This is a genomic window from Amycolatopsis decaplanina DSM 44594 (assembly GCF_000342005.1).
Taxonomy (GTDB): domain Bacteria; phylum Actinomycetota; class Actinomycetes; order Mycobacteriales; family Pseudonocardiaceae; genus Amycolatopsis; species Amycolatopsis decaplanina.
The window spans coordinates 157,945-181,926 of the sequence record NZ_AOHO01000068.1; the positions used below are offsets into that span (position 1 = coordinate 157,945).

Genomic DNA, 23,982 nt, shown 5'->3' on the forward strand with positions numbered 1-23,982 from the left:
CCGGTCACGACCGGGCGCGGACGGCCTTGTGGACGGTGTCCGCGAGCAACACGACCGGAACGGTGGCGAAGGCCAGCACCCAGCCGAGCGGGCTCGGCACGGTACCGCCGAGAAGCCCAGGCAGGGGCGGCATCAGGAGGAACACCGCCAGCATCGCGAGTTCGAAGACGATCGCGAACAACAGCAGCGGGTTTCCCCGCAACCCGATCCGGCCGATCCAGCGTGACTCGCTCCGGCAGGCGAAGGCGTTCGCGAGCTGGCCGAACACGATCGCGGCGAAGGCGGTGCCGGACGCCGTCGCGAGCAGCGCGGTGCCCGGAACCTCGCCGAACCACCACCCACCGCCGAGGAGCACCACCAAGAACGCCGCCATGGACGCCAGCGCCTCGGCCGGGCCGAGCACTCCGAAGGCGCGGCGTACCAGCTTGCCGTCGATCAGGGAGCCACCCTTCGCCGGCCCCTCCATCGTGCGCCGGTTCGGCGGCTCCGCGCCGAGCGCGACCGCCGGGAGGAGATCGGTGCCGATGTCGAGCGCCAGTACCTGAAGGACGCTGATGGCCAGCGGGATCTGCCCGCCCGCGAGCGCCCACACGACGAACGGCGTGAGCTCGGCGACGTTGTCGGTCAGGTGATAGGTGAGAAAGCGCCGGATGTTCACGAAGGTCGCGCGCCCGAATTCCACGGCGGCCACGATGGTGCCGAAATGATCGTCGAGGAGGACCAGGTCGGCCGCCTCCCTGGCGACGTCACTGCCCGACGCGCCCATGGCGACACCGATGTCGGCCGTGCGCAAGGCCGGCCCGTCGTTGACGCCGTCACCGGTCATCGCCACGACGTGCCCGCGGGACTGGAGCACCTTCGCGATCCGGAGCTTCTCCTCCGGGGCGACCCTGGCGACCACCACACCGTCGACGTCGAGCAGCCCGCCGAGCTCGTCGTCGTCGGCGGGCAGGTCCTTGCCTTCCAGCACGAGCCGGTCCGGTCCGAGCAGCCCGACTTCCGCGGCGATGGCCGCGGCCGTCCCCGGATGGTCGCCGGTCACCATCGCCAGCCGGATCCCGGCGCGACGGCAGGACGCGATCGCGGCACCGACGTCGGGCCGGGGCGGATCCTCCAGCCCGACGAGGCCGAGCAGCGTCAGCCCGCCTTGCTCCTCGGTTGTGGACGGTTTGGCGTGGTGCGCCACCGCGAGCACCCGCAGTCCCGCCCGGCTGAACGTGGCGATGGCTTCGTCCGCACCGGAAACCTCCCCGCAGAGTGGCAGTACGGTGTCCGGTGCGCCCGAGACGTGGAGGCCGTCGACGTCCGCGACCGACGACCGGCGCCGATGCGGATCGAACGGCCGCCGTTCCCGTGGCGGCGGAGCAGCGGCGGCTCCGGCTCGTGCCGCGAGGACGTGCAGCGCCACCTCCATCGGATCGCCCACCGGCCGCCACCCGTTCGCCTCCTCGACGGCGTGCGCGTCCGGCGAGCACCGCGCCGCGGAATCCGCGAGCGCCGCCGCCGCCCGCACCGCCGCCGGAGAGCCGGTCAGCTCACCGACCGGCCGGTACCCCGCACCGTCGACCTCGACGGTGCCGGACGGGGTCCACACCCGGACGACGGACATCTCGTTGCGGGTCAGCGTGCCGGTCTTGTCGGTGCAGATGAACGTGGTCGCCCCCAGCGTCTCCACGGATTCGAGCCTGCGCACCAGGGCCTTGCGGCCCGCCATCTTCTGCGCCGCCCTCGCCAGCGACAGGGTCACGGTCGGCAGCAGCCCCTCCGGGACGAGCGCGACCGTCACGCCGATCGCGAACAGGAAGCTTTCCGTTCCCGCGCGTCCGAGACCGAGGGCGGCGGCGAAGAACACACAGCCGACCGCGACCGCGATCAGCGCCACGATGCGCACCACGCGGTGTAACTGTGCGGCCAGAGGACTCCGCGGCCGCACGGCGTTCGCGGTCACCGCGGAGATCCCGGCGAGGCGGGAGCGGGCGCCCGTGGCCGTCACGATCGCGACGCCGTGCCCTTCGGTGACATAAGTCCCGGCGAAGACGGATCCGCCCACCTCCGGCCGCACGGGCCTGCTCTCGCCGGTCAGCATCGACTCGTCCACCGAGAGCGAGCCGCGTTCGACGAGTTCGCCGTCGGCGCACACCCGGTCCCCCGCCTCGAGCAGGACCACGTCGCCCACGACCAGATCCGCCGCGTCCACGATGACCGCACGCCCGTCCCGGCGCACCGTCGCGCGCACCGGCAGCAGATCCCGCAACCGTTCCGCGGCCCGGTCCGCGCGATACTCCTGCGCGAACGAGAAAGCCCCGTTGAGCACCACGACCACGGCGATCGCGATCGACAGCGCCGGCATCCCGGCGAGCAACGCCAGACCCGCCGCCGCCCACAGCATCAGCGCGAAGAAGTGGACCATCTGACCGGCCAGCGTCAGCAACGGATTCCGCTGTTTCGCGGCGGGCAAGGTGTTCGGCCCGTCCCTGTGCAGCGCGATCGCCGCTTCGGCAGCCGTGAGGCCCGCCGTTTCCCGGGCCACGGCGGAACCGGTCACCGGTCCTCTGCTTCGCGGGCCACGATCACCGGGCACAGCGCGTAGGACATCACCGCTTGGCTGGTCGAGCCGAGCAGCATCCCGGCGACACCGCCGCGGCCGCGACTGCCCACGACCAGCAGCTGTGCCCGATCGGCGTACTTGAGCAGTTCGTCGGCCGGGCGCCCCCGCACGACCACCCGGTCGACCCGCACGTCGGGATACTTCTCCTTCCAGCCCGCGAGCCGCTCGGCGAGCACCTCGTGCTCGCGCTCCTCGATGTCGGCCCGGTCCAGGCTCCAGTGCGTCTCCTCGAACACCGCCGAGAGGAACGCGTCGTCCCAGCAATGCAAGGCGACCAACCCGGTCCGCCGCCAAGACGCCTCTTCGAAGGCCAACGCGAGGGCGGCTTCGCTCGCCCGGGTCCCGTCGACACCGACGACGACCGGGCCCTCGTGCGGTACCTCGTCCTCCGCGACGTGCGGGCGGATCAGCGCGACCGGACACGCCGCCTTGGCCGCCAGCGCGATGGACACCGACCCCACCAGCACCCGGCCCAGCGGCCGCAACCCTTCGGTCCCCAGCACCAGCAGACCCGCGTTCCCGGCCGCGTCCTTCAGCGCCTGCACCGGGCGCCCGTGCCGCAAGACCAGCGAGACGTGGACGTCCGGAGCGACCTCCCTGGCGGCATCGCGCGCCTTCCGCAGGAGACGATGTCCGCGCATCCTGATCATCCCCGCGAGATCTTCCCGCGTCGGCATCGGCCTCGGATGACTCAGCGACTCGTCGTCGATCGCGTGCACCAGCGTGAGTTCCGCGTGGCGGCGTCGTGCCTGATCCGCCGCCCAGCGGACGGCCTTGATCGCGGACTCCGAACCATCGACACCGACGACGACCCCTTGTCCCGGATTCTCCGGCATGGCAGCTCACCCCATTTGATTTCGGCAACTGCATCGCACGTTAGGAACAGACGGATGCCAAGGGCAGCGGCGTTCGTAACCGGGGGACGGGACCTTCGGCCCAGACTGTCCACAATAGATCTTCCGGCGGTCCGGGTGCCACGGGTCGTTCGAACGACGAGCGGGGGACGTTCTGCCCTAGCAGGCGCACCGGAGTCTCGCTGATTATTACCGAGACTCGACCCTGGAGGCTCGATGACCGGTGGGACGCCGGACCGCGTCGTCGACGTCTCGTCTGCGAACAACTCCCCCGGATCTGCTGGAAGGTGACCGCGGTGAACGCCGTACTGGATCTCGCCGGGCTCGACGCCCTGATCGGTGCGCTGAGAACGAGCGGACGAACGGTGATCGGCCCGGTGCTGCGAGACGGAGCGATCTGCCTCGATGAACTGACCTCGGCCGCCGATCTCCCGTCCGGCTGGGGTGTGGACGCCGGCCCCGGTCACTATCGGGTGCACCGGCGAGAGGACACCGCGGTATTCGGTCATTCCGCCGGGCCGCAGTCGTGGAAGCGGTTCCTTCATCCCCCGCGCCGCGCCCTGGTCACCAGCGGTCCCGACGGTTTCCGTCCGGTGCGTGAGGACCCGGTCGATCATGCCTTCGTCGGCGTCAGGCCGTGCGACCTGGCCGCGATCGGGAAGCTCCGCCAGATCGTCGGCGGGCCGATGCCTTTCGTGGTCGCCGCCGAGTGCACCGAACCCGGCGGCGTCTGCTTCTGCGCTTCCATGGGATGCGGCCCCTCGGCCTCGGGTGGCTACGATCTCGCCCTCACCGAACGGATCGACGAAGAAGGGCATCGATTCTTCGCCGTCGCGGGAACCCACGCGGGTGCGGAGCTTCTTGACCGGCTCCCAGGGCGGCCCGCGAGCGAACGCGACTTCGCCCAGGCTCGGTCCGATGTCGAAGGGGCGGCGAGGCGGATGGGCAGGGCGATGCCGGACACCGATCTTCGTGCCCTCCTCGCGGCCAATCGCGAGCACCCACGGTGGGCCGAGGTGGCCGGGCGCTGTTTCACCTGCGGTAACTGCACCATGGTCTGCCCCACCTGCTTCTGTGTGTCCACAGAGGACACGAATGACCTCGACGGCGGAGCCCAGCGGTCACAACGCTGGGCGTCGTGCTTCGAAATCGACTTCTCCGTGCTCCACGGCGGCGCGGTACGCACCTCCGGGGCGGCTCGTTACCGGCAGTGGATGAGTCACAAACTCGGTACCTGGCACGACCAGTTCGGCACCTCCGGCTGCGTGGGCTGCGGGCGCTGCATCGCGTGGTGCCCGGCGGGGATCGACATCACCGAGGAAGCCGCCGCGCTCGCGGACGGGGTCGTGCGATGACCTCGCCGATCCTCGACCGCCTTTCGGACGTCCAGCGCTCTTCGGTGATCGCCATCGGCAGGATCGAGGACTACGAGACCGGCGCACGGCTGTTCGACGAAGGCGGGGACGCGGATCGGTGCTGGCTGGTCATCTCCGGCCACATCGTCGTGGACGCTCATCTCGGCGCTCGCGGATCGGTACCGCTGCAGAGCGTCGGGCCGGGCGAGCCGCTCGGGTGGTCGTGGCTCATACCGCCGTACCGCTGGCACTTCGGCGCGGAAACCGCCGCCCCGACCCGTGCACTGGTGCTCGACGCCGAACGCCTGCGCGCGCTGATCGAGTCCGATGACGCGCTGGGCTTCCATTTCTCCCGGGCCCTTCTCGAAGCACTGGCGACTCGGTTGCAGGCCACCAGACTCCGGCTGCTCGATCTGTACCGGAACCCGGCGTGAAGCCCGGCGACTGGCTTCCCCTGCCCTACCGCGTGTCCCGCCGTGTCCGGGAAACGGGCGATGTGGTGACGCTGACCTTGGCCCCGGACGGACGGTCGTTGCCAGGATTCCTGCCCGGCCAGTTCGCGATGCTGTACGCGCCAGGGGTCGGGGAAGTCCCCATCTCCGTCAGCGCGATCCCCGGCGACGGCACGCTGGTGCACACGATCCGCGCGGTCGGCGCGGTGAGCGGCGCCCTGCACGACGCCCGCACCGGCACAGTGCTGGGAGTGCGTGGTCCGTTCGGCACACCATGGCGTGCCGACGGCCGCGAAGATCTCCTGGTCGTGGCGGGCGGCATCGGCCTCGCGCCGCTGCGGCCCGTCATCAGGAACACGGTTGCCCGGTCGCCTGACCGCCGCCTGGTCCTGATCGCGGGGGCACGAACACCGGCGGACCTGCCGTATCGGCGCGAACTCGACGAATTGTCCACAAGAGACGGTGCCGACGTGGTGCTCACCGTGGACCGGGCCGCCGGGCACTGGACCGGTCGTGTCGGCTTCGTGACCGAACCGCTCGCCGTTCATCCCCTCGATCCCGACCGCACCACCGCGCTGTTGTGCGGGCCCGAGCCGATGATGCGGTTCTGCGCCCGCACCCTGCTCGACCGCGGGGTGCCCGCCGAACGGATCGAGGTCTCCCTGGAGCGGAACATGCAATGCGGTATCGGGTCGTGCGGCCACTGCCAGCTCGGCCCGCTGCTGCTGTGCCGGACCGGGCCGGTCGTCGGCTATCACGTCGCCGAGCCCTTGCTCATGGTGAAGGAGTTGTGATGCTTTCCATCGCGGTATGGAAGTTCACCTCGTGCGACGGCTGTCAGCTGACTCTCCTCGACTGCGAAGACGAGCTGCTACCACTCGCCCGGCAGGTGCGCTTCGCCCATTTCACCGAAATGACCAGCGTTTCCGAACCGGGCCCGTACGACATTTCGTTCGTCGAGGGATCGGTGACCACCCCGGCCGAAGCCGAGCGGATCCAGCGGATCCGCGAACGATCCACCGTCCTCGTCGTGATCGGCGCGTGCGCGACCTCGGGTGGCATACAGGCGCTCCGGAATTTCGCGGACGTCGAAGAATTCCGTTCGGTGGTGTACGCGCGCCCCGAATACATCGAAACCCTGGCCACGTCGACGGCGATCGCGGACCACGTCGAGGTCGACTACGAGCTCCGCGGCTGCCCCATCGACAAAGGTCAACTGCTCGAGGTCGTCACCGCGCTGGCCGCGGGTCGCGAGCCCGATCTGCCGGAGACGAGCGTCTGTACCGACTGCAAACGCCGGGGACTCACCTGCGTGCTCGTCGCGCACGGGACACCTTGCCTCGGACCGGTCACCCACACGGGCTGCGGGGCGCTGTGCCCCGCCGTGAACCGCGGCTGCTATGGCTGCTTCGGGCCGATGAAACAGCCCAACGTGCCCGCACTGCTCCCGTTGCTACGCCGGAGCGGAATGGGCGACGACGAACTCCAAATGGTGTTCGCCACCTTCAACGCCGCCGCGGAGTGGTCATGACACATCGAGCGAACCGAACGCTCCGGGTGGAAGGCCTTGCCAGAGTGGAGGGTGAAGGCTCCTTGCGCGTGCGAAGCGTCGACGGGCGGGTCGAGAGCGTCGAGCTGATCATCTACGAACCTCCGAGGTTCTTCGAAGCCTTCCTTCGCGGCCGTGATTTCCGCGAACCACCGGACATCACCGCCCGGGTGTGCGGGATCTGCCCGGTCGCCTATCAGCTCAGCTCGTGCCGGGCCGTCGAAGACGCCTGCGGTGTGGAGGTCGGGGACGAGCTTCGCGCACTGCGGCGGCTGTTGTACTGCGGGGAATGGATCTCCAGCCACGCGTTGCACATCTATCTTCTGCACGCGCCGGACTTCCTCGGTTTCCCCGATGCCATCGCGATGGCGGGCGAGCACCGGGGACTGCTGGAACGCGGACTCGCACTGAAGAAGGCGGGCAACCTGATCATGACGGCGATCGGCGGGCGCGCGATCCATCCGGTCAACGTCAGGGTGGGCGGGTTCTACCGGGTGCCCGAGCCCGCCGAGCTGCGCGCGCTCACAGAGACGCTGAAGCGCGCGCTGGACGACGCGCTCGCGACAGTGCGATGGGCGGCGGAATTCGATTTCCCCGGCGTCGAGGTGCCCTACGACCTTCTCGCCCTGCGGGACAGCGAAGGCTATCCGCTGGATCGAGGTGAACCGGTGGCCGACACAGGACTCAGGTTCACCGCGAGCGAGTTCAAGACCCACGTCACCGAACAGCAGGTCCAGTATTCGACGGCGCTGCACGCCCGGCTGGACGGGCGGATGTACCTGACCGGCCCGCTCGCCCGCTACAGCCTGAACTCCGACCGGCTTTCCGCGCTGGCCGCGAACGCCGCCGCGGAAGCCGGCCTCGGCCCGCGGTGCCGTGATCCGTTCCGCAGTATCGTGGTCCGTGCCGTCGAAGTCGTCTATGCGGTCGAGGAAGCCCTACGCATCATCGAGGGCTACGAGCGACCGCGCGCCCCGTTCATCGACGTGGAGCCTCGGGAGGCGATCGGGCACGGAATCACCGAAGCGCCGCGAGGCCTGTTGTACCACCGGTATCAACTCGGCGCGGACGGCCGGATCGTGACCGCGGACATCGTGCCGCCCACCTCGCAGAACCAGCCGGCGATCGAACACGATGTGGCGAGGCTGGTCGAACAGCACGCGGATCTCGACGATCATGCCCTGGTTTCGCTCTGCGAGCGGGCGATCCGCAATCACGATCCGTGCATTTCGTGCTCCTCGCACTTTCTCGATTTCACTCGGGAAGACCGATGAACGTACTGGTGATCGGAGTCGGCAACGAGTTCCGGCGTGACGACGGTGTCGGTCCGGCCGTGGCTCGCGCGGTCGCCCGGCACGGTGTCCAGGCCACGATCAGCGACGGGGACACCGTACGGCTCATGGAGACCTGGGAGGGCGCGGAACTCGTGATCATCGTCGACGCCGTGCGGCGTGTCTCCGGTGTGGACGGCCGCTGGCACCGGACCACCTTGCCTCAGCACGGCCCGATCGCCAGTTCTCACGGCTTCGGGATTCCCGAAGCCGTGGAACTCGCCGAGGTACTGGGGCGGCTTCCGAGCCGGTTGGTGATCTTCGCCGTCGACGTGACCGACGTCGGTTTCGGGCCTGGTTTGACCCCCGCCGTGAACGCCGCGGTCCCGGCGGTCACGGAAGCGGTTCTCGCGGAGATCAGCCGAGTACAAGCCAGGAATCCGGGGCAGTCCCCCTGAATGGTGTGGTGGCAAGCCTCGTGAGTGGTAAGGACGGTTCTAACCGTCCTTACCACTCACGAGCCCCGCCACCGCCAACGTCAACGTCGCGAAAGTGGCTTTCGCGACACGCCCCGGCACCACGCCACGTTTGCCTTACCCCTCAATAACCTTCCTTACCACTCACGAGGCCCACGACGGTGCGCCGCTCAGGCCGATGGGTACTTCGCCAGGATCTCCCTGAGTGCCGCCACGAACCGCAGCGATTCGTCGTGTTCCCGCTGCCAGACGTTCCGGCCGAAGATCAATCCGGTCGCGCCGGCTTCCATCGATTCCCGCGCCTTCTCGAGCATCGCCTCGTCCCCGGCCTTCGTCCCGCCCGAGACCAGCACCAGAGTCCGGTTCGCGGAGCGGACCACGGCGTCGATGGCTTGCTGCGAAGTGAACTCCTCCGCATACGCCGCCGGGACGTCGGTTCGTTTCTCCGGATGCGGAAAGTTCACCTTGACCACGTCCGCGCCGAGCTCGGAAGCGGTCCGCGCGGCGTAGTCGACCGCGTAGAAGGAATCCTTGCCGCCCTTGGCTTCGATCGCCTCACCACGTGGGTAGGCCCAGACGATCAGTGGCATGCCGAGCCGGTGGGCATCGTCCCGCACGCGCCGGTACTGCTCGAAATCCGCTTCCTGCGCGGGAGTACCGACGTACAGGGTGTATCCGACGGCGTCCGCGCCGAGCCGGACAGCGTCTTCGACGGAGGCGTTGACCGGTGACAGGGCCCGCGCGTCGGGCGGGATGTCCGTCTTCCCGTTCAGCTTGAGCACCAGTGGTATCTCGCCCGCGTAGTCCCAGTAGAACTTCTCGGCGAGGCCGATCTGCACGACGATCCCGTTGAACCCGCCTTCGACGGCGAGCTTGACCACGTAACGCGGGTCGCTCGCCGCGGGATTGGGGGCGAAGTCCCGCGGTCCGTGTTCGAGCCCCTGGTCGTACGGCAGGAAGAAGGCCGTCCCGTTACCCAGGCCGTACTGCCTCAGGATTCGGTTCAGCCTGGTCTTCTTGCCCGTGTTCACTCCGAGTTCCGCCAGGTTCGGGCGAGTCGCCATGTGCGTCCTCCGTTTCTTCCGGTTCGGGGCTCAGGCGAAGCAGGGCGTCCGCGAGGCCGGCCGCGATCTGACGCCGGGCACCCGCCAGGTCGAGCAAGTCGGAGACGGGTCTGTTGTCGGCCAGGTAAGTCGCGGTGAACTTGTCGAACCCGTGCTTCAGAGCCGCTTTCGCGAGCTCATGCACCAGGGCCGTGGCCAATCCGACACGCCGCCAACCGGGTTCGACCACCACCGCGATCTCCGCGACGCCTGGCTCCCTCGTCGCCTCGTACCGGGCGATCGCCACTCCATGGCCCGAGTCGTCGCGAGCGACGAGCGCGTACCTGCGGTCGAAGTCGAGTTCGGTCAGATAGGCCAGCAGCCGTGGCGTCACCCGCGGCGGCGGGCCGCAGAACCGGCGGTACAACGTTTCCCGGTCCGCACCGGAGATGGCACCACCGAGTTCCTCGGCGTCGCCGGGCGTCACTCTGGCGACGCCGACCACACGCCCATCGGCCAGCTTCACTCGCGTGGCGCCGGACTCTTCACCCATAAGAGCAGCGTAGGCAGCTGCTCCACGTGGCGTTGAGGTCGAACAGTCCGCTTCGCAGGGACCAACGACCCTCGCCGCCACCCGGGCCGCTGCCCCACTCTCGAACGGACTCGGAGCCGAGGGAGCATGCCATGCGCAAACCGTCCAGTGCCTGCCACAAGCCCAATCCCGGGGTGCTCGGGTTTCTCATCGGGATTCAAGTCACCCTCGCCGCGGTCGCGTGGACCGACCTGGCACTCCGGCCGGCGACCGAGATACGGGGCTCCAAACGGCGATGGGCCTTGATCATCGCCGTCAATTTCGCCGGGCCTCTCGCCTACCTCACCTGGGGCAGGCGGCCCATCGATCCGGCGACCCTCGCCGTCGAGCGGCCACACCAGGCCTCGTGACATCGGCCAGGAGGCAGTCGTGAAGTGGACTCCCATCACCCAGGCGACCGCCGGATCGAACCTCGGGGACTACGAACACGCCCGCGCGGACTTCACCTGGGAAGACGCGGGCAAGTCGCTCGCCGGGCTGCCGGGCGGACGCGGGCTGAACATCGCCTACGAGGCTTTGGACCGCCATGTGACCAAGCGGACCGCGGTGCGCTGGCTGGATCGGCTGGATCGAGTCCACGACTTCTCCTACCTCGGCCTCACCGCGCTCACGAACAGATTCGCCAATCTGCTCGCCGGGCTGGGAGTCGGCCGGGGTGAGCGGGTCTTCACCCTGCTCGGCAGGGTTCCGGAGCTCTATGTCGCGACCTTGGGCGCGCTCAAGGCGGGCTGCGTCCTGTCACCGTTGTTCTCCGCGTTCGGCCCGGAGCCCGTCCTGCAGCGGATCCGGCTGGGTGAAGGCTCCGTCCTGGTGACCTCTCCCGAGCTCTATCGTCGGAAAATACGCCCACTCCGCGCGGAACTCCCGTCGCTGCGGCACGTCTTGCTCACCGGAAACGACGCCGAGCCCGGCACCATCGCGCTGGGCGAGGCGATGGCGGCGGCGGGCACCGGCTACGAGATCGCCCCGACCGCGCCGGAGGATCCGGCCCTGCTGCATTTCACCAGCGGCACCACGGGCACCCCGAAAGGCGCACTGCACGCGCACGCCGCGGTGCTCGCTCACCTCGTCACCGCCCGCTACGCCCTCGACCTGCGCCAGGACGACACGTTCTGGTGCACCGCCGACCCGGGCTGGGTCACGGGCATGTCCTACGGCGTGATCGCTCCGCTCGTCCTCGGCGCGACACTCGTCAGCGACGAGGGTGAATTCGACGCGCGACGCTGGTACCACGTCCTTTCTTCGCGGCGCGTCACGAACTGGTACACCGCCCCGACCGCGCTGCGCATGATGATGCGGGAAGGAGACGAGCTCGCCAAGGGTTTCGACCTCTCCGCGCTGCGGTTCATCGCGAGCGTCGGAGAACCGCTGAACCCCGAGGTCGTGGTCTGGGGACGGGACACGCTGGGCCTGCCCATCCACGACAACTGGTGGCAGACGGAGACGGGCGCGATCATGATCGCCAACTTCGCGGGCGAGGAGATCCGGCCCGGATCGATGGGACGACCGCTTCCGGGAGTCGACGCGGGCCTGCTCCGGCGCGGGGACGACGGCCGGGCCGCGGTGACGGCGGGACATGTCCGAGAGATCACCGAACCAGGAGTCGAAGGCGAACTCGCGCTCCGGCCCGGCTGGCCTTCGCAGTTCCGCGCCTACTGGAACGAACCCGCCCGGTATGAGAAGGCCTTCGCCGACGGGTGGTACCTCACCGGAGACGTCGCGCGCCGGGATGCCGACGGTTACTACTGGTTCGTCGGCCGGGCCGACGACGTCATCGAATCCGCGGGACACCTCGTCGGGCCTTTCGAAGTGGAAAGCGCGCTTCTCGCCCATCCCGCGGTGGCCGAGGCCGGAGTGATCGGGAAACCCGATCCGGTGGCCGGCGAGCTGGTCAAGGCCTACGTCACGCTCAAACCGGGCTACGAGCCCACGGAAGAACAGCGTCTCGAACTCCTCGTGTTCGCCCGCAAGGCGCTCGGCGCGGTGGCTCCCAAGGAGATCGTCTTCGATCCTCACCTCCCGCACACCCGGAGCGGCAAGGTCATGCGCCGGCTGCTCAAAGCGCGCGAACTCGGCCTGCCGGAGGGCGACGTGTCCACTTTGGAGGTTTCCGGATGAGCGGACGACGTACGGCAAGGACCGCACGCGCGGAAAAGAGGCTCGCACTTCTCCGCCGGATGATCCGGATCAGGCGATTCGAAGAACGCTGTGTCGAGCTGTACAGCGCGGGCACCATCCGCGGGTTCATGCACCTCTACATCGGCGAAGAGGCCGTCGCCGCGGGCATCATGCGGGCCGTCACGGCCGAGGATCAGGTGGTGTCCACCTATCGCGAACACGGACACGCGCTGGCGCGGGGGCTCCCCATGGCGGCCGTGCTCGCCGAGATGTACGGGCGGACCACCGGATGCAGCGGCGGCCGTGGTGGATCGATGCATCTGTTCGACGCCGGGCGCCGGTTCTACGGCGGCAACGCCATCGTCGCCGGCGGATTGCCGGTGGCCGTGGGCCTGGCACTCGCGGACCGGATGCGCTCCAGGCCACAGGCCACCGTCTGCCTGTTCGGCGACGGCGCGGTCGCGGAGGGCGAATTCCACGAATGCCTGAACCTCGCCGCCCTGTGGCGGTTACCGATCCTGTTCTGTTGCGAGAACAACCTGTACGCGATGGGCACCGCGATCGAATACGCGCAGGCCGAAACGGATCTCGCCGTCAGAGCAGCCTCCTACGGGATGCCTTCCTGGCCGGTGGACGGCATGGACGCGGTCGCGGTCGCCGAGGCCGCCGAACACGCGCTGGAGAGCATCCGGAACGGTTCCGGGCCGAGCTTCCTCGAACTGCGCACTTATCGCTTCCGAGCCCATTCCATGTACGACCCGGAACGCTATCGGGACAAATCCGAGGTCGAGCGGTGGAAACAGCGGGACCCGATCGACCGGATGACCACGCTGATGCGGGACGACGACGAACTGACCGACCGTGAGCTGGCCAAGCTCGAATCCGAAGTGGCCGACGAGATCACGGAAGCGATCACCGCCGCGGAAGCGGGGCCTCTCGAACCCGTCGAAGACCTGACCCGGTTCGTGTATTCGGAGCGATCATGACGAAGACGACCTATCGCGAGGCCTTGCGGGAGGGCATCCGCGAGGCGCTCAAAGAAGACGACCGGGTGTTCCTCATGGGCGAAGACGTCGGCCGGTATGGCGGCTGCTTCGGCGTCAGTCTCGGCTTGCTGGAGGAATTCGGGCCTGAACGGATCCGTGACACCCCCTTGTCCGAGTCGGCGTTCGTCGGGGCGGGTATCGGTGCCGCACTCGGTGGAATGCGTCCGATCGTCGAGATCATGACCGTCAATTTCAGCCTGCTCGCCCTCGATCAGATCATGAACAACGCGGCCACCCTCCTGCACATGTCCGGCGGGGCGCTCAACGTCCCGCTCGTGATCCGGATGACCACCGGCGCCGGCCGTCAGCTCGCCGCCCAGCATTCGCACAGTCTCGAAGGGTGGTACGCGCACATACCCGGCCTCAAGGTGATCACCCCGGCGACGGTGGAAGACGCGAGGGGAATGCTGCTGACCGCACTACGCGACCCGGACCCCGTGCTGCTGTTCGAGCACGGCTCGCTGTACAACGTGCCGGACGACCTCGCCGAAGACGCGGGAGCGGTCGACATCGACCACGCGGCCCTCCGGCGAAGCGGCAAGGACCTCACGATCACCGCTTACGGCGGCACCCTGCGCACCGCGCTGGCCGCGGCGGACGAGCTCGCGACCCAGGGCGTCGACGCCGAAGTGATCGATCTGCGGGTTCTCCGGCCGCTCGACGAATCCGCCATCCTTTCCTCCCTCGCCCGGACCCACCGGCTGGTCATCGTCGACGAAGGCTGGCGCAGCGGAAGCCTGTCCGCGGAGATCGCGGCCCGGGTCGCGGAGAAGGCGCTCTACGAGTTGGACGCACCGATCGAGCGAGTGTGCACCGCCGAGGTGCCGATTCCCTACGCGAAGCAACTCGAAGAGGCAGCACTTCCCCAGACCGCCGGCGTCGTCGCGGCGGCGAAACGGGCGATGTGCTGACATGACGGACTTCCTGATGCCTTCGCTGGGCGCGGACATGGACTCCGGCACGGTCATCGAATGGCTGGTGGCGCCAGGAGACACGGTGCACCGCGGTGACATCGTCGCCGTCGTCGACACCGCCAAGGCGGCGATCGAGGTGGAGTGCTTCTCGTCAGGGACCGTCGAAGAGATCCTCGTACCACCGGGGACGACGGTCCCGGTCGGGACTCCGCTGGCACGCCTTTCCTCCGCCGGACCGGCGCCCGGACCGCCCGTCACACCGCGGCCACCCGCGCGGCGGACCGGACCGCGGGAGAAAGCCCCGACCGAGCTCGCGAGTCCTCCCGCCCGCGCCTTCGCGTCACAGGTCGGTGTCGACCTGAGCGTGGTCCACGGCACCGGTCGCGGCGGCCGGGTGACCAGGGCCGATGTCGAACGCGCCCGGCCGGCCCGTCGCCGGACGGTGGCCGGTGCCCGGCGGATCGCGGTCTCGCCCTACGCCCGGCGGCTCGCCGGAGACCGCGGTGTCGCCCTGGAATCCCTGGTGCCCAGCACGCACGACGGCGTCCTTCACGCTCGTGACATCCCCGCGGCCGGCGAGCTCGGGCACACGGCCGACCCGGCGGCACTGCGTCAGGCGATCGCCGGCCTCATGGCCCGCTCCAAACGGGAGATCCCGCATTACTACCTCTCGACGACGATCGATCTGGAACCGGCCGTCGGCTGGCTGCGTGAGCACAATCTCAGGGTCCCCGTGCCCGAGCGGATCGTCCCGGCCGCCTTGCTGCTCAAGGCCACCGCCGTCGCCGCCGCCCGGGTGCCCGAGCTCAACGGCCACTGGGTCGACGAAGCGTTCCGGCCCTCCGGCGAAGTTCATCTCGGTGTCGCCGTCGCATTGCGCGGAGGCGGTCTCGTCGCACCCGCGATCGCCGGAGCCGACCGGCTCGCCCTGCCGGAGCTGATGCGGCGACTGCGCGACCTGGTGGCCAGGGCGCGGTCCGGTTCGCTGCGTGCGGCGGAATTGACGACCGCGACCCTCACGGTCACCGATCTCGGGGACAACGGCGTGGAATCGGTGCACGGTGTCATCCACCCTCCACAGGTGGCGCTCGCCGGTTTCGGTGCGATCGGACGGCGGCCGTGGGTGGTCGACGATCAGGTCGCCGCACGCACCCTCGTCACCGCGACGCTCTCCGCCGACCATCGAGCGACCGACGGCGCGACCGGTGCCAGGTTCCTCAAAGCGATCACCACGTTGTTGCGGAAACCGGAGGAACTATGACCAGGCCACTCACCGAAGAACGGGTGCACGCGGCGATCCGCTCGGCCTTGAGGGGGTTCGCCACCGAACCCGAATTGGCGTCCCTCGATCCCGGGGAGAACCTTCGAACGGCGCTCGAGCTCGACTCCTTGGACTTCTTGACCTTCGTGGAGCGGCTTTCCCTCGACCTCGGGACGAGGATCGAGGAAAGCGACTACGGCGCATTGACCACAATGGACTCGGCGACCGGCTTCCTGCTGTCACGGGGCTAGCCATGCTCCAGACGGTGGATGTCGGCGAACTGTCGATCGAGTCGTACCGGTCCGTCGTGCCGGACCAGATCATGGACCCCCTGCTGGATACCGCGCGTGAGCTGCGGGGCGCACGGGTCCTGCATCTGAGCGCCACACCTTATGGCGGCGGGGTTTCCGAACTCCTGCGTTCCGCCGTGCCGCTGTACAACGATCTCGGCATCACGACCACGTGGAAGATCATCGGCGGGAATCCGCCGTTCTTCACGGTCACCAAGAAGCTGCACAACGCGCTCCAGGGCGAGTCCAGGAAGCCGATCACCCGAGAAGATCAGGACGTCTACGAGCGTACCGCCGAGATGAACGCCGGTGAGCTGCGCTCTGATCCCCGATTCGGCGGGTACGACTTCGTCTTCGTGCACGATCCCCAGCCGTCCGCCGTCCTGTCCTTCACGGGCAAAGGCGGCGCGTCGTGGATCTGGCGCTGCCATATCGACACTTCGGCTCCTTCCGCCGACGCGTGGGATTACCTCAAGACCTTCATCTCCGGCTACGACGCGACCGTTTTCACCATGTCCCAGTTCGTCCCGCCGGATCTCGCTCCCGAACGAGTCGACATCATCCCGCCGGCGATCGACCCCTTGAGCCCCAAGAACATGTCACTCGATGATCGCACGGCATACGCGGTACTCAACTGGATCGGTATCGAACCCGGTCGCCCGCTCATCACCCAGGTCTCCAGATTCGACCCGTGGAAGGACCCGCTCGGCGTCATCGAGGCGTTCCGGATCGCGCGGCGGCGGGTACCGGGCCTGCAGCTGGCACTCGTCGGTTCGATGGCCTTGGACGATCCCGAGGCGTGGGAGGTGTACCGCGCCATCAGCGCGGAAAGCGAGCACGATCCGGCCATTCATGTCTTCACCAATCTCACCGGGGTCGGCAACGTCGAAGTGAACGCCTTCCAGCGGGTTTCGACCGTGATGGTGCAGAAGTCGATTCGCGAAGGCTTCGGCCTCGTGGTCTCCGAAGCGCTTTGGAAGGGCACTCCGGTCGTGGCGGGAGCGACCGGCGGAATCCCACTCCAGATGGCGGACGACGCGGGCGGCCTGCTCGTCGATTCGATCGCGGGGTGCGCCGACGCGATCGGCACCCTGCTCACCGATCCCGCGGGTGCGGCGGCGCTGGGGATGTCCGGCAAGGAACGCGTTCGAAGACATTTCCTCCTTCCCCGGTTGCTCCTGGACGAACTGACCCTTGTCAAAGGCATCGGCCGCGGTATCGCCCCGGCCGATCTCACCACCGCCGGCGACCATCGTGACCCGGTGTGCGGAATGGCCACCTACACCGCCGACCGTGCGCAGACCACCGAACTCGACGGGCAGACGTTCCGGTTCTGTTCGCGGCGGTGCCGGGAGATCTTCGCCCGGTCCAGAAGGGAGGCGAACCGATGACGAAACAACGGTGGCACGGCGGGGAACTGCGACAGGATCCGCTCAGTGGCGACTGGACGGTGCTCGCACCCGGACGCGCCGGCCGGCCGCACGGCACGGAAGGGCTCTGTCCTTTCTGCCCGGGCCCGGGTGAAGACACACCGCCGGAGACCTGGCGGCTGCACGATCCGGATCGGGACGGGTGGCGAGTGCGGTCGGTTCCCAATCGCCATCCGCTGTCCGACCGGCACGAGGTGATCATCGAGTCACCCCGCCATGACTGGGATTTCCGTACCGCGACCGACACGGAGGCCGAGGCCGTGCTGCGGGCATGGCAATGGCGGCACCTCGCGCTGCGCAAGAACTCCGCGCAGGTGGTCATCTTCCGCAACCACGGTGCTCAGGCCGGTTGCTCCCGTCCGCACCCGCATTCTCAGCTCGTGGGTCTGCCGGTGCTGTCGACGTCGGCACGGCGGGGGCTCGAACTGTCGCGTGACTACCACCGCGGCGGTGAGCGCCGGTACTCGGACGACCAGCTCGACATCGCCTTGGAGATGGGGACCCGCGTCGTGCTCGTCAGCCCGCACTGCGTCGCTCTGGCCCCCTTCGCTCCCGTCACGGCCTTCGAAACACACATCGTCCCTCGCATTGCCCGCGCCGACTTCGCCGTGGTGCCGGGCACGGAGCTCGCCGACGTGGCGCGGGCGTTGCGGCGGGTGCTTCACGCCCTCGACGAGGAGCTCGGCGATCCGGCGTACAACCTCGTCGTGGAGACCGCGCCGACCGGGTGGGAGCAGGCGGCGTTCCTTTCCTGGTCGATACGGATCCTGCCCCGGCTCGAGATCGCCGCCGGTCTGGAACTGGCCACCGGAATCCCGGTGGTCACCACGACACCCGAACACGTGGCGTCGGTTTTGCGGGACAGGATCAGCGTCCGGCACCGAGCGTGATCATCACGGTGACGGGTACGTCGCGGGGATGACCGCGACCGGGCATCGCGCGCGCTCCAGTACTTCGTGACTCGTGATTCCCAGGATCGGACGGCTGCGGAGACGCCGTCCGTGAGAACCGATCACGATGAGCCCGGCGTCGTCCCCCTCTCCGAGCAGTCCGGCGGCCCGGTCACGGTTCCGGACCAGCCGGGGCCGGATTTCGATCTTCGGCCAGGCGTCCGCGGTGGCCCGCACACGAGCGTCGAGCAACCTCGCCGCACCGGCTTCGGCCTCATGGTCGTACCAGACCCGGACCGGCATCAGCGGACGGTCGCGCAGGTCGGCGCACTCCGCGGCGAACGCCAACGCCGCGTCACCCGAGGGGGAATCGTCGACCCCGGCCACGATCTTGCCCGACGCCGGGGCTCCCGCGTGGACGATGACCACCGGTGCGGCCGCACGAGCGGCGACGGCTCTGACGACACCGCCGAGGAAGGCCTGGCCATGGCCGCTGGCACCCACCGTGACCAGCGCGCTGGCCGCCGAGCGCTGGATCAGTGTCTCGGCCGCGTCGCCGGGTTCGGCGACACAGCGCCGGGGCAATCCGGATGCCACCCGCGAAGCGGCCATCGACGCCTCGTGGAGGCAACGCTTCCCGAACGGGATGACACGCTCCAAGCCCGGTCCGGACACCCAGAGAACATCCAGGCCGACCTGACGCCGTACCGCCTCCTCGGCCGCCCACTCCACCGCCGCGAGCGCCGCCCGGGAGCCGTCCACACCGACGAGCACCGGCTTCGCGTTCGCGGGGTCGATGTCTGTCCCGGTCATCAGATCAGCACTCGTTCCCGATCGCGGGGAACGACGGCTTGCCAGTCGTGTTCGGCACGGAGCCGTTCGGCGGCCGCCTCCGAACCCTCGGGCTCGCCGTGCACGAAATAGGTGGTCTTCGGCGGGGATCCCGCGGTGGCCCACCGCAGCAGCTCGTCCGCGTCGGCGTGCGCGCTGAAGGCGTCGAGCTGGACGACCTCGGCGCGAACGGTCGTGTACCGGCCGTGGATCTTGATCTGCCTGGCTCCGTCGGCGAGAGCGCGGGCGCGGGTACCGGCGGCGGCGTAGCCGACGATGAGCACGGTGTGCCGGTGGTCGGGCAGCAGGTGTTCCAGGTGGTGCAGAACGCGGCCACCGCTCGCCATCCCCGACGCGGAGATGATGATCGAGGGCATCCTCGGCGTGTTGAGGCGCATTGATTCCTCCACGGTCCGCAGTTCGGTCAGGGAGCGCGGCGTCAGCGGATCGTGACCGGCGAGTTCAGGCCGGATTTCCGGCCAGTGGTCACGGAACGCCGCGCGGTACACCCGCAGCGCCGCCAAGGCCATCGGGCTGTCGACGTACACCGGCAGGTCGGGGATGGTGTCTGACCGCATCAGTTTCGCGAGTGCGGCCAGGACCACTTCGGTCCGGTCGACGGCGAACGCCGGAATGAGGACACTGCCGCCGCGTCCGGACGTTCGCCTGATGACTTCACCGAGCCGGTCCATGGCGCCGGTGTCATGGTGGGCACGGGAACCGTAGGTCGATTCGAGCACCAGTGCGTCGCACGGAGGTCTCGGTGACGGTGGACGCAGGAGACTGTGGACCGGACGGCCGAGGTCGCCGCTGAACACGACATCACGGCCGTCGGTGCGCAGGTGCGCCCACGCGGATCCGAGGATGTGACCGGCCTGGCCGAAGCGCAGTGTCACGTCTTTGCCCACCGCCGTCTCGGCGCCGTATTCGAGTTCCTCGAGAAGGCCGATGGCTTTTCGCGCGTCCTTCGCGTCATAGAGGGGCAAGGCGGGACGGTGTTTCGACCAGCCGTACTTGTTGGCGTGGGCGGCCTCCTCGGTCATGAGGTGCGCACTGTCCTCGAGCACGATGGGGACCAGGGCAGCGGTGCCCGGTGTGGCGTAAACGGGTCCGCGCCAGCCGGACCGCACCAAAACGGGCAGGTACCCGCAGTGGTCCAGGTGGGCGTGGGTGATCACCACTGCGTCGACTTCGGTCAGCGCGCGCGGCAGAGGCACCCAGTTGCGGCGGCGCAGATCGGCGAGCCCCTGGAAGAGCCCGCAGTCGACCAGCACACGGGACCCGGGGCTTTCCACCAGGTATTTGCTGCCGGTCACGGTACCGGCTCCGCCATGGAAGGTCAGCGCGACGGTCACGATGACGCCTTTCTCGTGAAGGCTCAGAAGCCGTTGCCCAGGACTTCGTCGACGGCACGACGGGGGCTCGGGGGCACCAGCCCGGTGGGGTATCCGAACCGCATGATGGCCTGCGGAAACCCGGGGAGTTCCAGGTCTTCGATCAGCCCGGAGCGGACTTCGGGCAGATGCAACGGCTGAGTCAGCACCGAACCGGCCAGGCCGTCGTCGACCGCGTCGAGCCACGTGTCCTGCAGCGCGTGTCCCGCGCGCAGATGGTCGTGCTTGCCGTCGTCGAGGGTGAGGAACACGAGCAAGGTCTCCCCCGCGAGCCGCCGCTGGAGGACCCGGTGGTCGGGAACGGCCGTGGCCGTGCGGACCAGCCCGGCCCACGGAAGCGATCCGGCGGGAAGCGCGCTCGCGGCCAAGCCGACACCGTGACGGTGGTAGCGCTCGTCGCGGATCGTCCACAGCGCCAGCTCACGCTGGTATGCCAGATCGTGCTGATACGCCTCGGCGGCGAATTCGAGCAGATCCGCGATCCGGGAGAGTTCCAGCTCGTCGTGGATCAGCCTGGCCTCGACCCCGCTTCCGGCCGAGGCGGCGATCAGGTCCCCGATCTTCTCCCGGGAGATTCGCCGGGCGGAGAAGGGATGGCGGTAGCTGCCTCGCCGGGCGATCGCCGAGTACCGGTGCAGGTCGACGTCGGACGGTGACGAGCGCCCCGTGGTTTCGATCGCGGCGACGATGTCCGGCGCACCGGGCTCAGGGAACACGCGCGTGGTCAGGTCATAGCCGAGAACCCGGACCGCCAGCTCCACATTGGCGAGGGCGGCACCGCACGAGATGAGCCGGTCACGGCCTTGAGCGTCGTGCTCGCGCAGTTCCAGTTCACGACGCTCACGCAGGAGAAGGCGGTCGCCGTCGAACTCGAGCCGCCACGGCTGGATGTTGTGCACGGAGGGCGCCCGCAGCAACGTCCTCGCCAATACCTCGGTCTCCGCCCTCGTCCACCCGTTCGCCATGGTCCCCATCCTCAGTCGTCACTCGATCGAGTTCCACAGTGCACCGGCCTCGCGCGGAGGAAGCAGGTACCGACGGCTCCGATCGCCGGGACCAAATACCCGGCAGGAACACACGGCCGCGACACCAGGGCCCAAGGTCCCCTGCCGTTGGGACGTCTAGGTGGCTGTATCCACCGAAGTACGCGGGTACCGTCGATGAAGCAGCCGGGACCCCGGCAGCAGGAGGGAAGAGATGGCGACCAAGGTGTTCCTCGTGGACGACCACGAGATCGTTCGGCGAGGGCTGGCGGATCTGCTCGGGAACGAATCCGACATCGAGATCGCCGGCGAAGCCGCGTCCGTCTCCGAAGCTCTCGCCCGCATCCCGAAAAGCGAAGCTGACATCGCCGTGCTCGACGTGCGCCTCCCCGACGGGACCGGTATCGAACTCTGCCGGGATCTGCTCTCCACCCAGCCGGATCTACGGTGTCTGATGCTCACCTCGTACGCCGACGACGAGGCGCTCTTCACCGCCATCATGGCCGGGGCGTCGGGGTTCGTCCTCAAGCAGGTACTCGGCAACGACCTGGTGTCGGCGATCCGCACCATCGCGGGTGGCGGCTCGCTGCTCGACAGCCGGACCACCGCCGCGCTGATGAACCGCATCCGGCGCGAACGCGACCAGAATGATCCGACCGCCGCCCTGTCCGAGCAGGAACGCACCGTTTTCGACCTGATCGGCGAGGGCCTGACCAACCGCGAGATCGGCGAGCGGATGTTCCTCGCCGAAAAGACCGTGAAGAACTACGTCTCCCGGATCCTGGCGAAGCTGGGTATCCAGCGCCGGACCCAGGCCGCGGTACTCGCGACCGAGCTCAAACGCGCCGCGGTACCTCCGCTGTTCGGCGATCAGTGATTCAGCGGGACCCGCCAGAGCACTCGTGCGCCACCGCCCTCACGGTCCCCGAACTCCGTTTCCCCGCCACAGCGCTCGGCCCGCTCGGTGAGATTCGCCAGTCCGCTGCGCCTGCCCGTTCGCGGGATACCGATGCCGTCGTCGCAGACCTCGATGACCAGCTCACGATCCGCCTCGACACTGATGGTGATCTCGTCAGCCCCGGAATGACGGACGGCGTTGCTCAGCGTCTCACGGATCACCGCTTCGGCGTGTTCGTGCAAGGTCTGCGGCACGAGCGTGTCGACGGCGCCGGCGATCCGGACCGAGGGGGTGACCGTGCTCTCGGTCGTCAGCTCCGTGATCGCGTCCAGGAGACGGCGGCGCAGGCTCGTCGAGGCGTCCGAACCCGACGTGTGCAGATCGAAGATGGAGGTCCTGATCTCGCGGACCGTGCGATCCAGTTGTTCCACCGCCTGCGCCACCCTGTCACGGGCGAAGGTGTCGGGTACCCGGGGCACGATGCTCTGCAGGCTCATGCCGGTGGCGAACATCCGCTGGATGACGTGGTCGTGCAGGTCCTGGGCGATCCTGTCCCGATCGGCGAGCACGTCCAGAAGCCGCTGGTTGCGCTGCTTCTCGCCGAATTCGAGCGCGACCGCAGCCTGGTCTGCGAACGACGAAAGCATGGGGACCTGATCGGCCTTGTACTGCGGGGAACCTTTGTCCCTCCCCGCGACGAGAACCCCGCCGACACCGGAAGCGCTGTTCAACGGGATCACGGCGGCCGGGCCGAGGCCGTCGAAAGCCGGCTCGGCCTGCCCTTGGGAAAGCGCGCCCAAGTCCGGGACGAGACTGGGCTGGCCGGAATCGAGCACCTCGTCGATGACCGGATGCCCGCCCGCCATCGACGCACCCGCGACGGCGGTCATCCGCTCCCCCGCGACAACGCTCACGGTCATCGGTTGTCCGGTGTCCCCGGCGAGCAGGATCAACACCTGGTCGGCCGCGGAGAGCTCACGGACCCTGGCCGCGATCAGGTTCAGCGTGTCGGCGACCGACGCGCCTCCGAGGAGTTCACCGTTGACCTCCGCGACCGCTTCGAGCCACCGTTCCCGTGTCCGTGACCGTTCGAACAACCGGGCGTTGTCGATGGCGACGCCGGCGGCCGCGGCGAGTGCCTGCAGAACGACCTCGTCGTCGGCGGTGAATTCGGCGGCACTCCGTTTCTCCGTCATGTACAGGTTGCCGAAAACCTCGTCCCGGACGCGGACCGGGACGCCAAGGAAGCTGTGCATGGGCGGATGGTTCGCCGGAAACCCGACCGAGGCCGGGTGCAGGGTCAGATCCGGTACCCGGACGGGCTGAGGTTCCGCGATGAGCAGGCCGAGCAGACCCCGGCCTTCGGGCAAATGGCCCATATGAGACCGGGTTTCCGCATCGATGCCCTCGTAGACGAACTCCGAGAGCCCGTCTTCGTCGCCGAGCACGCCGAGTGCGCCGTACCGGGCATCGACCAGTTCGACCGCCGCCTGCACGATCCTCTGCAGGGTCGAATCGAGCTCCAGGCCGGTGGCCACGGCCAGCACCGCGTCGAGCAGGCCCTGGAGCCGGTCCCGTGTCTTGACGATCTCCGACAGCCGCTCTTGGACCTCGTGCAGCAGCTCGTCGAGACGCAATCCGGTCAGGACCGCCGCACTCGGAGGCACTTCGTCGGCCTTGTCCGGCTCCGATGGCATTCGGCTGTTCCTCCCGGATCGGCAAGGTGG

Annotated in this window: 23 protein-coding genes; 15 read left to right on the forward strand and 8 right to left on the reverse strand. The window is 68.7% G+C overall.

Translation table 11 applies throughout. The annotated features are described in order from the left end of the window. Positions 1–4: 4 nt before the first annotated feature. Together H074_RS26060 and H074_RS26065 are read right to left on the reverse strand one after the other, a co-directional pair. Entirely contained in the window at positions 5–2,545 is a 2,541-nt protein-coding gene (locus H074_RS26060; RefSeq protein WP_007033064.1) for a cation-translocating P-type ATPase, read from the reverse strand. Beyond that, on the reverse strand, positions 2,542–3,444 hold the full coding sequence (locus H074_RS26065) for a universal stress protein (protein ID WP_007033065.1): 903 nt from the start codon (positions 3,442–3,444) through the stop codon (positions 2,542–2,544). The genes H074_RS26060 and H074_RS26065 overlap by 4 nt, the downstream gene beginning before the upstream one ends. Before the next feature lie 314 nt (positions 3,445–3,758). Between H074_RS26065 and H074_RS26070 the strand changes: the two genes are divergently transcribed. From H074_RS26070 to H074_RS26095, 6 genes are all read left to right on the forward strand, one after another. Next, positions 3,759–4,817, forward strand: coding sequence for a 4Fe-4S dicluster domain-containing protein (locus H074_RS26070; RefSeq protein ID WP_007033066.1), 1,059 nt, complete (start codon positions 3,759–3,761; stop codon positions 4,815–4,817). Beyond that, positions 4,814–5,251, forward strand: coding sequence for a Crp/Fnr family transcriptional regulator (locus H074_RS26075; protein WP_007033067.1), 438 nt, complete (start codon positions 4,814–4,816; stop codon positions 5,249–5,251). The genes H074_RS26070 and H074_RS26075 overlap by 4 nt, the downstream gene beginning before the upstream one ends. Beyond that, on the forward strand, positions 5,248–6,063 hold the full coding sequence (locus tag H074_RS26080; RefSeq protein ID WP_007033068.1) for an FAD/NAD(P)-binding protein: 816 nt from the start codon (positions 5,248–5,250) through the stop codon (positions 6,061–6,063). The genes H074_RS26075 and H074_RS26080 overlap by 4 nt, the downstream gene beginning before the upstream one ends. Beyond that, positions 6,063–6,800 carry an NADH-quinone oxidoreductase subunit B family protein gene (locus tag H074_RS26085; RefSeq protein WP_007033069.1) on the forward strand — a complete coding sequence of 246 codons (738 nt, stop codon included), beginning with the start codon at positions 6,063–6,065 and terminating at the stop codon, positions 6,798–6,800. Before H074_RS26080 ends, H074_RS26085 begins: the two co-directional genes overlap by 1 nt. Positions 6,801–6,868: 68 nt before the next feature. Continuing rightward, positions 6,869–8,092 carry a Ni/Fe hydrogenase subunit alpha gene (locus H074_RS26090; RefSeq protein WP_235096899.1) on the forward strand — a complete coding sequence of 408 codons (1,224 nt, stop codon included), beginning with the start codon at positions 6,869–6,871 and terminating at the stop codon, positions 8,090–8,092. Then, entirely contained in the window at positions 8,089–8,547 is a 459-nt protein-coding gene (locus H074_RS26095) for a hydrogenase maturation protease (protein ID WP_007033071.1), read from the forward strand. The genes H074_RS26090 and H074_RS26095 overlap by 4 nt, the downstream gene beginning before the upstream one ends. 188 nt (positions 8,548–8,735) lie before the next feature. On the opposite strand, the gene H074_RS26100 is transcribed toward H074_RS26095, so the two are convergent. Then, a complete protein-coding gene (locus tag H074_RS26100; RefSeq protein ID WP_039923419.1) occupies positions 8,736–9,629 on the reverse strand; it encodes a class I fructose-bisphosphate aldolase in 894 nt (297 codons plus the stop codon). Continuing rightward, entirely contained in the window at positions 9,538–10,161 is a 624-nt protein-coding gene (locus H074_RS26105) for a GNAT family N-acetyltransferase (RefSeq protein ID WP_007033073.1), read from the reverse strand. Before H074_RS26105 ends, H074_RS26100 begins: the two co-directional genes overlap by 92 nt. A gap of 131 nt (positions 10,162–10,292) precedes the next feature. Between H074_RS26105 and H074_RS26110 the strand changes: the two genes are divergently transcribed. The 8 genes from H074_RS26110 to H074_RS26145 are packed head-to-tail and all read left to right on the forward strand — an operon-like array spanning position 10,293 to position 18,149. Further along, positions 10,293–10,550, forward strand: coding sequence for a PLDc N-terminal domain-containing protein (locus H074_RS26110; RefSeq protein ID WP_007033074.1), 258 nt, complete (start codon positions 10,293–10,295; stop codon positions 10,548–10,550). 19 nt (positions 10,551–10,569) lie between these two features. Further along, positions 10,570–12,318 (forward strand): acetate--CoA ligase, encoded by a 1,749-nt coding sequence (gene acsA / locus H074_RS26115; RefSeq protein WP_007033075.1) that lies wholly within the window; start codon positions 10,570–10,572, stop codon positions 12,316–12,318. Further along, positions 12,315–13,304 (forward strand): pyruvate dehydrogenase (acetyl-transferring) E1 component subunit alpha, encoded by a 990-nt coding sequence (gene pdhA, locus H074_RS26120; protein ID WP_051072012.1) that lies wholly within the window; start codon positions 12,315–12,317, stop codon positions 13,302–13,304. The genes acsA and pdhA overlap by 4 nt, the downstream gene beginning before the upstream one ends. Further along, positions 13,301–14,275, forward strand: coding sequence for an alpha-ketoacid dehydrogenase subunit beta (locus tag H074_RS26125; RefSeq protein ID WP_007033077.1), 975 nt, complete (start codon positions 13,301–13,303; stop codon positions 14,273–14,275). The genes pdhA and H074_RS26125 overlap by 4 nt, the downstream gene beginning before the upstream one ends. Position 14,276: 1 nt before the next feature. Continuing rightward, complete coding sequence (locus H074_RS26130) at positions 14,277–15,539, forward strand: dihydrolipoamide acetyltransferase family protein (RefSeq protein ID WP_007033078.1); 1,263 nt, start codon at positions 14,277–14,279, stop codon at positions 15,537–15,539. Continuing rightward, entirely contained in the window at positions 15,536–15,790 is a 255-nt protein-coding gene (locus H074_RS26135; protein WP_007033079.1) for an acyl carrier protein, read from the forward strand. The genes H074_RS26130 and H074_RS26135 overlap by 4 nt, the downstream gene beginning before the upstream one ends. A gap of 2 nt (positions 15,791–15,792) precedes the next feature. After that, positions 15,793–17,220, forward strand: a complete 1,428-nt coding sequence (locus H074_RS26140) for a glycosyltransferase (protein ID WP_007033080.1) — start codon at positions 15,793–15,795, stop codon at positions 17,218–17,220. Then, the gene (locus H074_RS26145; RefSeq protein WP_007033081.1) at positions 17,217–18,149 is read left to right on the forward strand and encodes a galactose-1-phosphate uridylyltransferase; all 933 of its coding nucleotides are present in this window, start codon (positions 17,217–17,219) and stop codon (positions 18,147–18,149) included. Before H074_RS26140 ends, H074_RS26145 begins: the two co-directional genes overlap by 4 nt. A 3-nt stretch (positions 18,150–18,152) precedes the next feature. On the opposite strand, the gene H074_RS26150 is transcribed toward H074_RS26145, so the two are convergent. Genes H074_RS26150 through H074_RS26160 form a run of 3 tightly spaced genes read right to left on the reverse strand, consistent with a single transcriptional unit; the run spans position 18,153 to position 21,339 of the window. Continuing rightward, positions 18,153–18,962 carry a universal stress protein gene (locus H074_RS26150; protein WP_007033082.1) on the reverse strand — a complete coding sequence of 270 codons (810 nt, stop codon included), beginning with the start codon at positions 18,960–18,962 and terminating at the stop codon, positions 18,153–18,155. Continuing rightward, the gene (locus H074_RS26155) at positions 18,962–20,335 is read right to left on the reverse strand and encodes an MBL fold metallo-hydrolase RNA specificity domain-containing protein (protein WP_007033083.1); all 1,374 of its coding nucleotides are present in this window, start codon (positions 20,333–20,335) and stop codon (positions 18,962–18,964) included. The genes H074_RS26150 and H074_RS26155 overlap by 1 nt, the downstream gene beginning before the upstream one ends. A gap of 23 nt (positions 20,336–20,358) precedes the next feature. Then, positions 20,359–21,339 carry an Acg family FMN-binding oxidoreductase gene (locus tag H074_RS26160; protein ID WP_007033084.1) on the reverse strand — a complete coding sequence of 327 codons (981 nt, stop codon included), beginning with the start codon at positions 21,337–21,339 and terminating at the stop codon, positions 20,359–20,361. A gap of 232 nt (positions 21,340–21,571) precedes the next feature. Here H074_RS26160 and H074_RS26165 point away from each other — a divergent pair, with 232 nt between their 5' ends. After that, positions 21,572–22,234, forward strand: coding sequence for a response regulator transcription factor (locus H074_RS26165; RefSeq protein WP_007033085.1), 663 nt, complete (start codon positions 21,572–21,574; stop codon positions 22,232–22,234). Here H074_RS26165 and H074_RS26170 read toward each other — a convergent pair. Then, on the reverse strand, positions 22,228–23,952 hold the full coding sequence (locus H074_RS26170) for a sensor histidine kinase (protein ID WP_007033086.1): 1,725 nt from the start codon (positions 23,950–23,952) through the stop codon (positions 22,228–22,230). The two genes, H074_RS26165 and H074_RS26170, sit on opposite strands and share 7 nt — an antisense overlap. Positions 23,953–23,982: the final 30 nt, after the last annotated feature.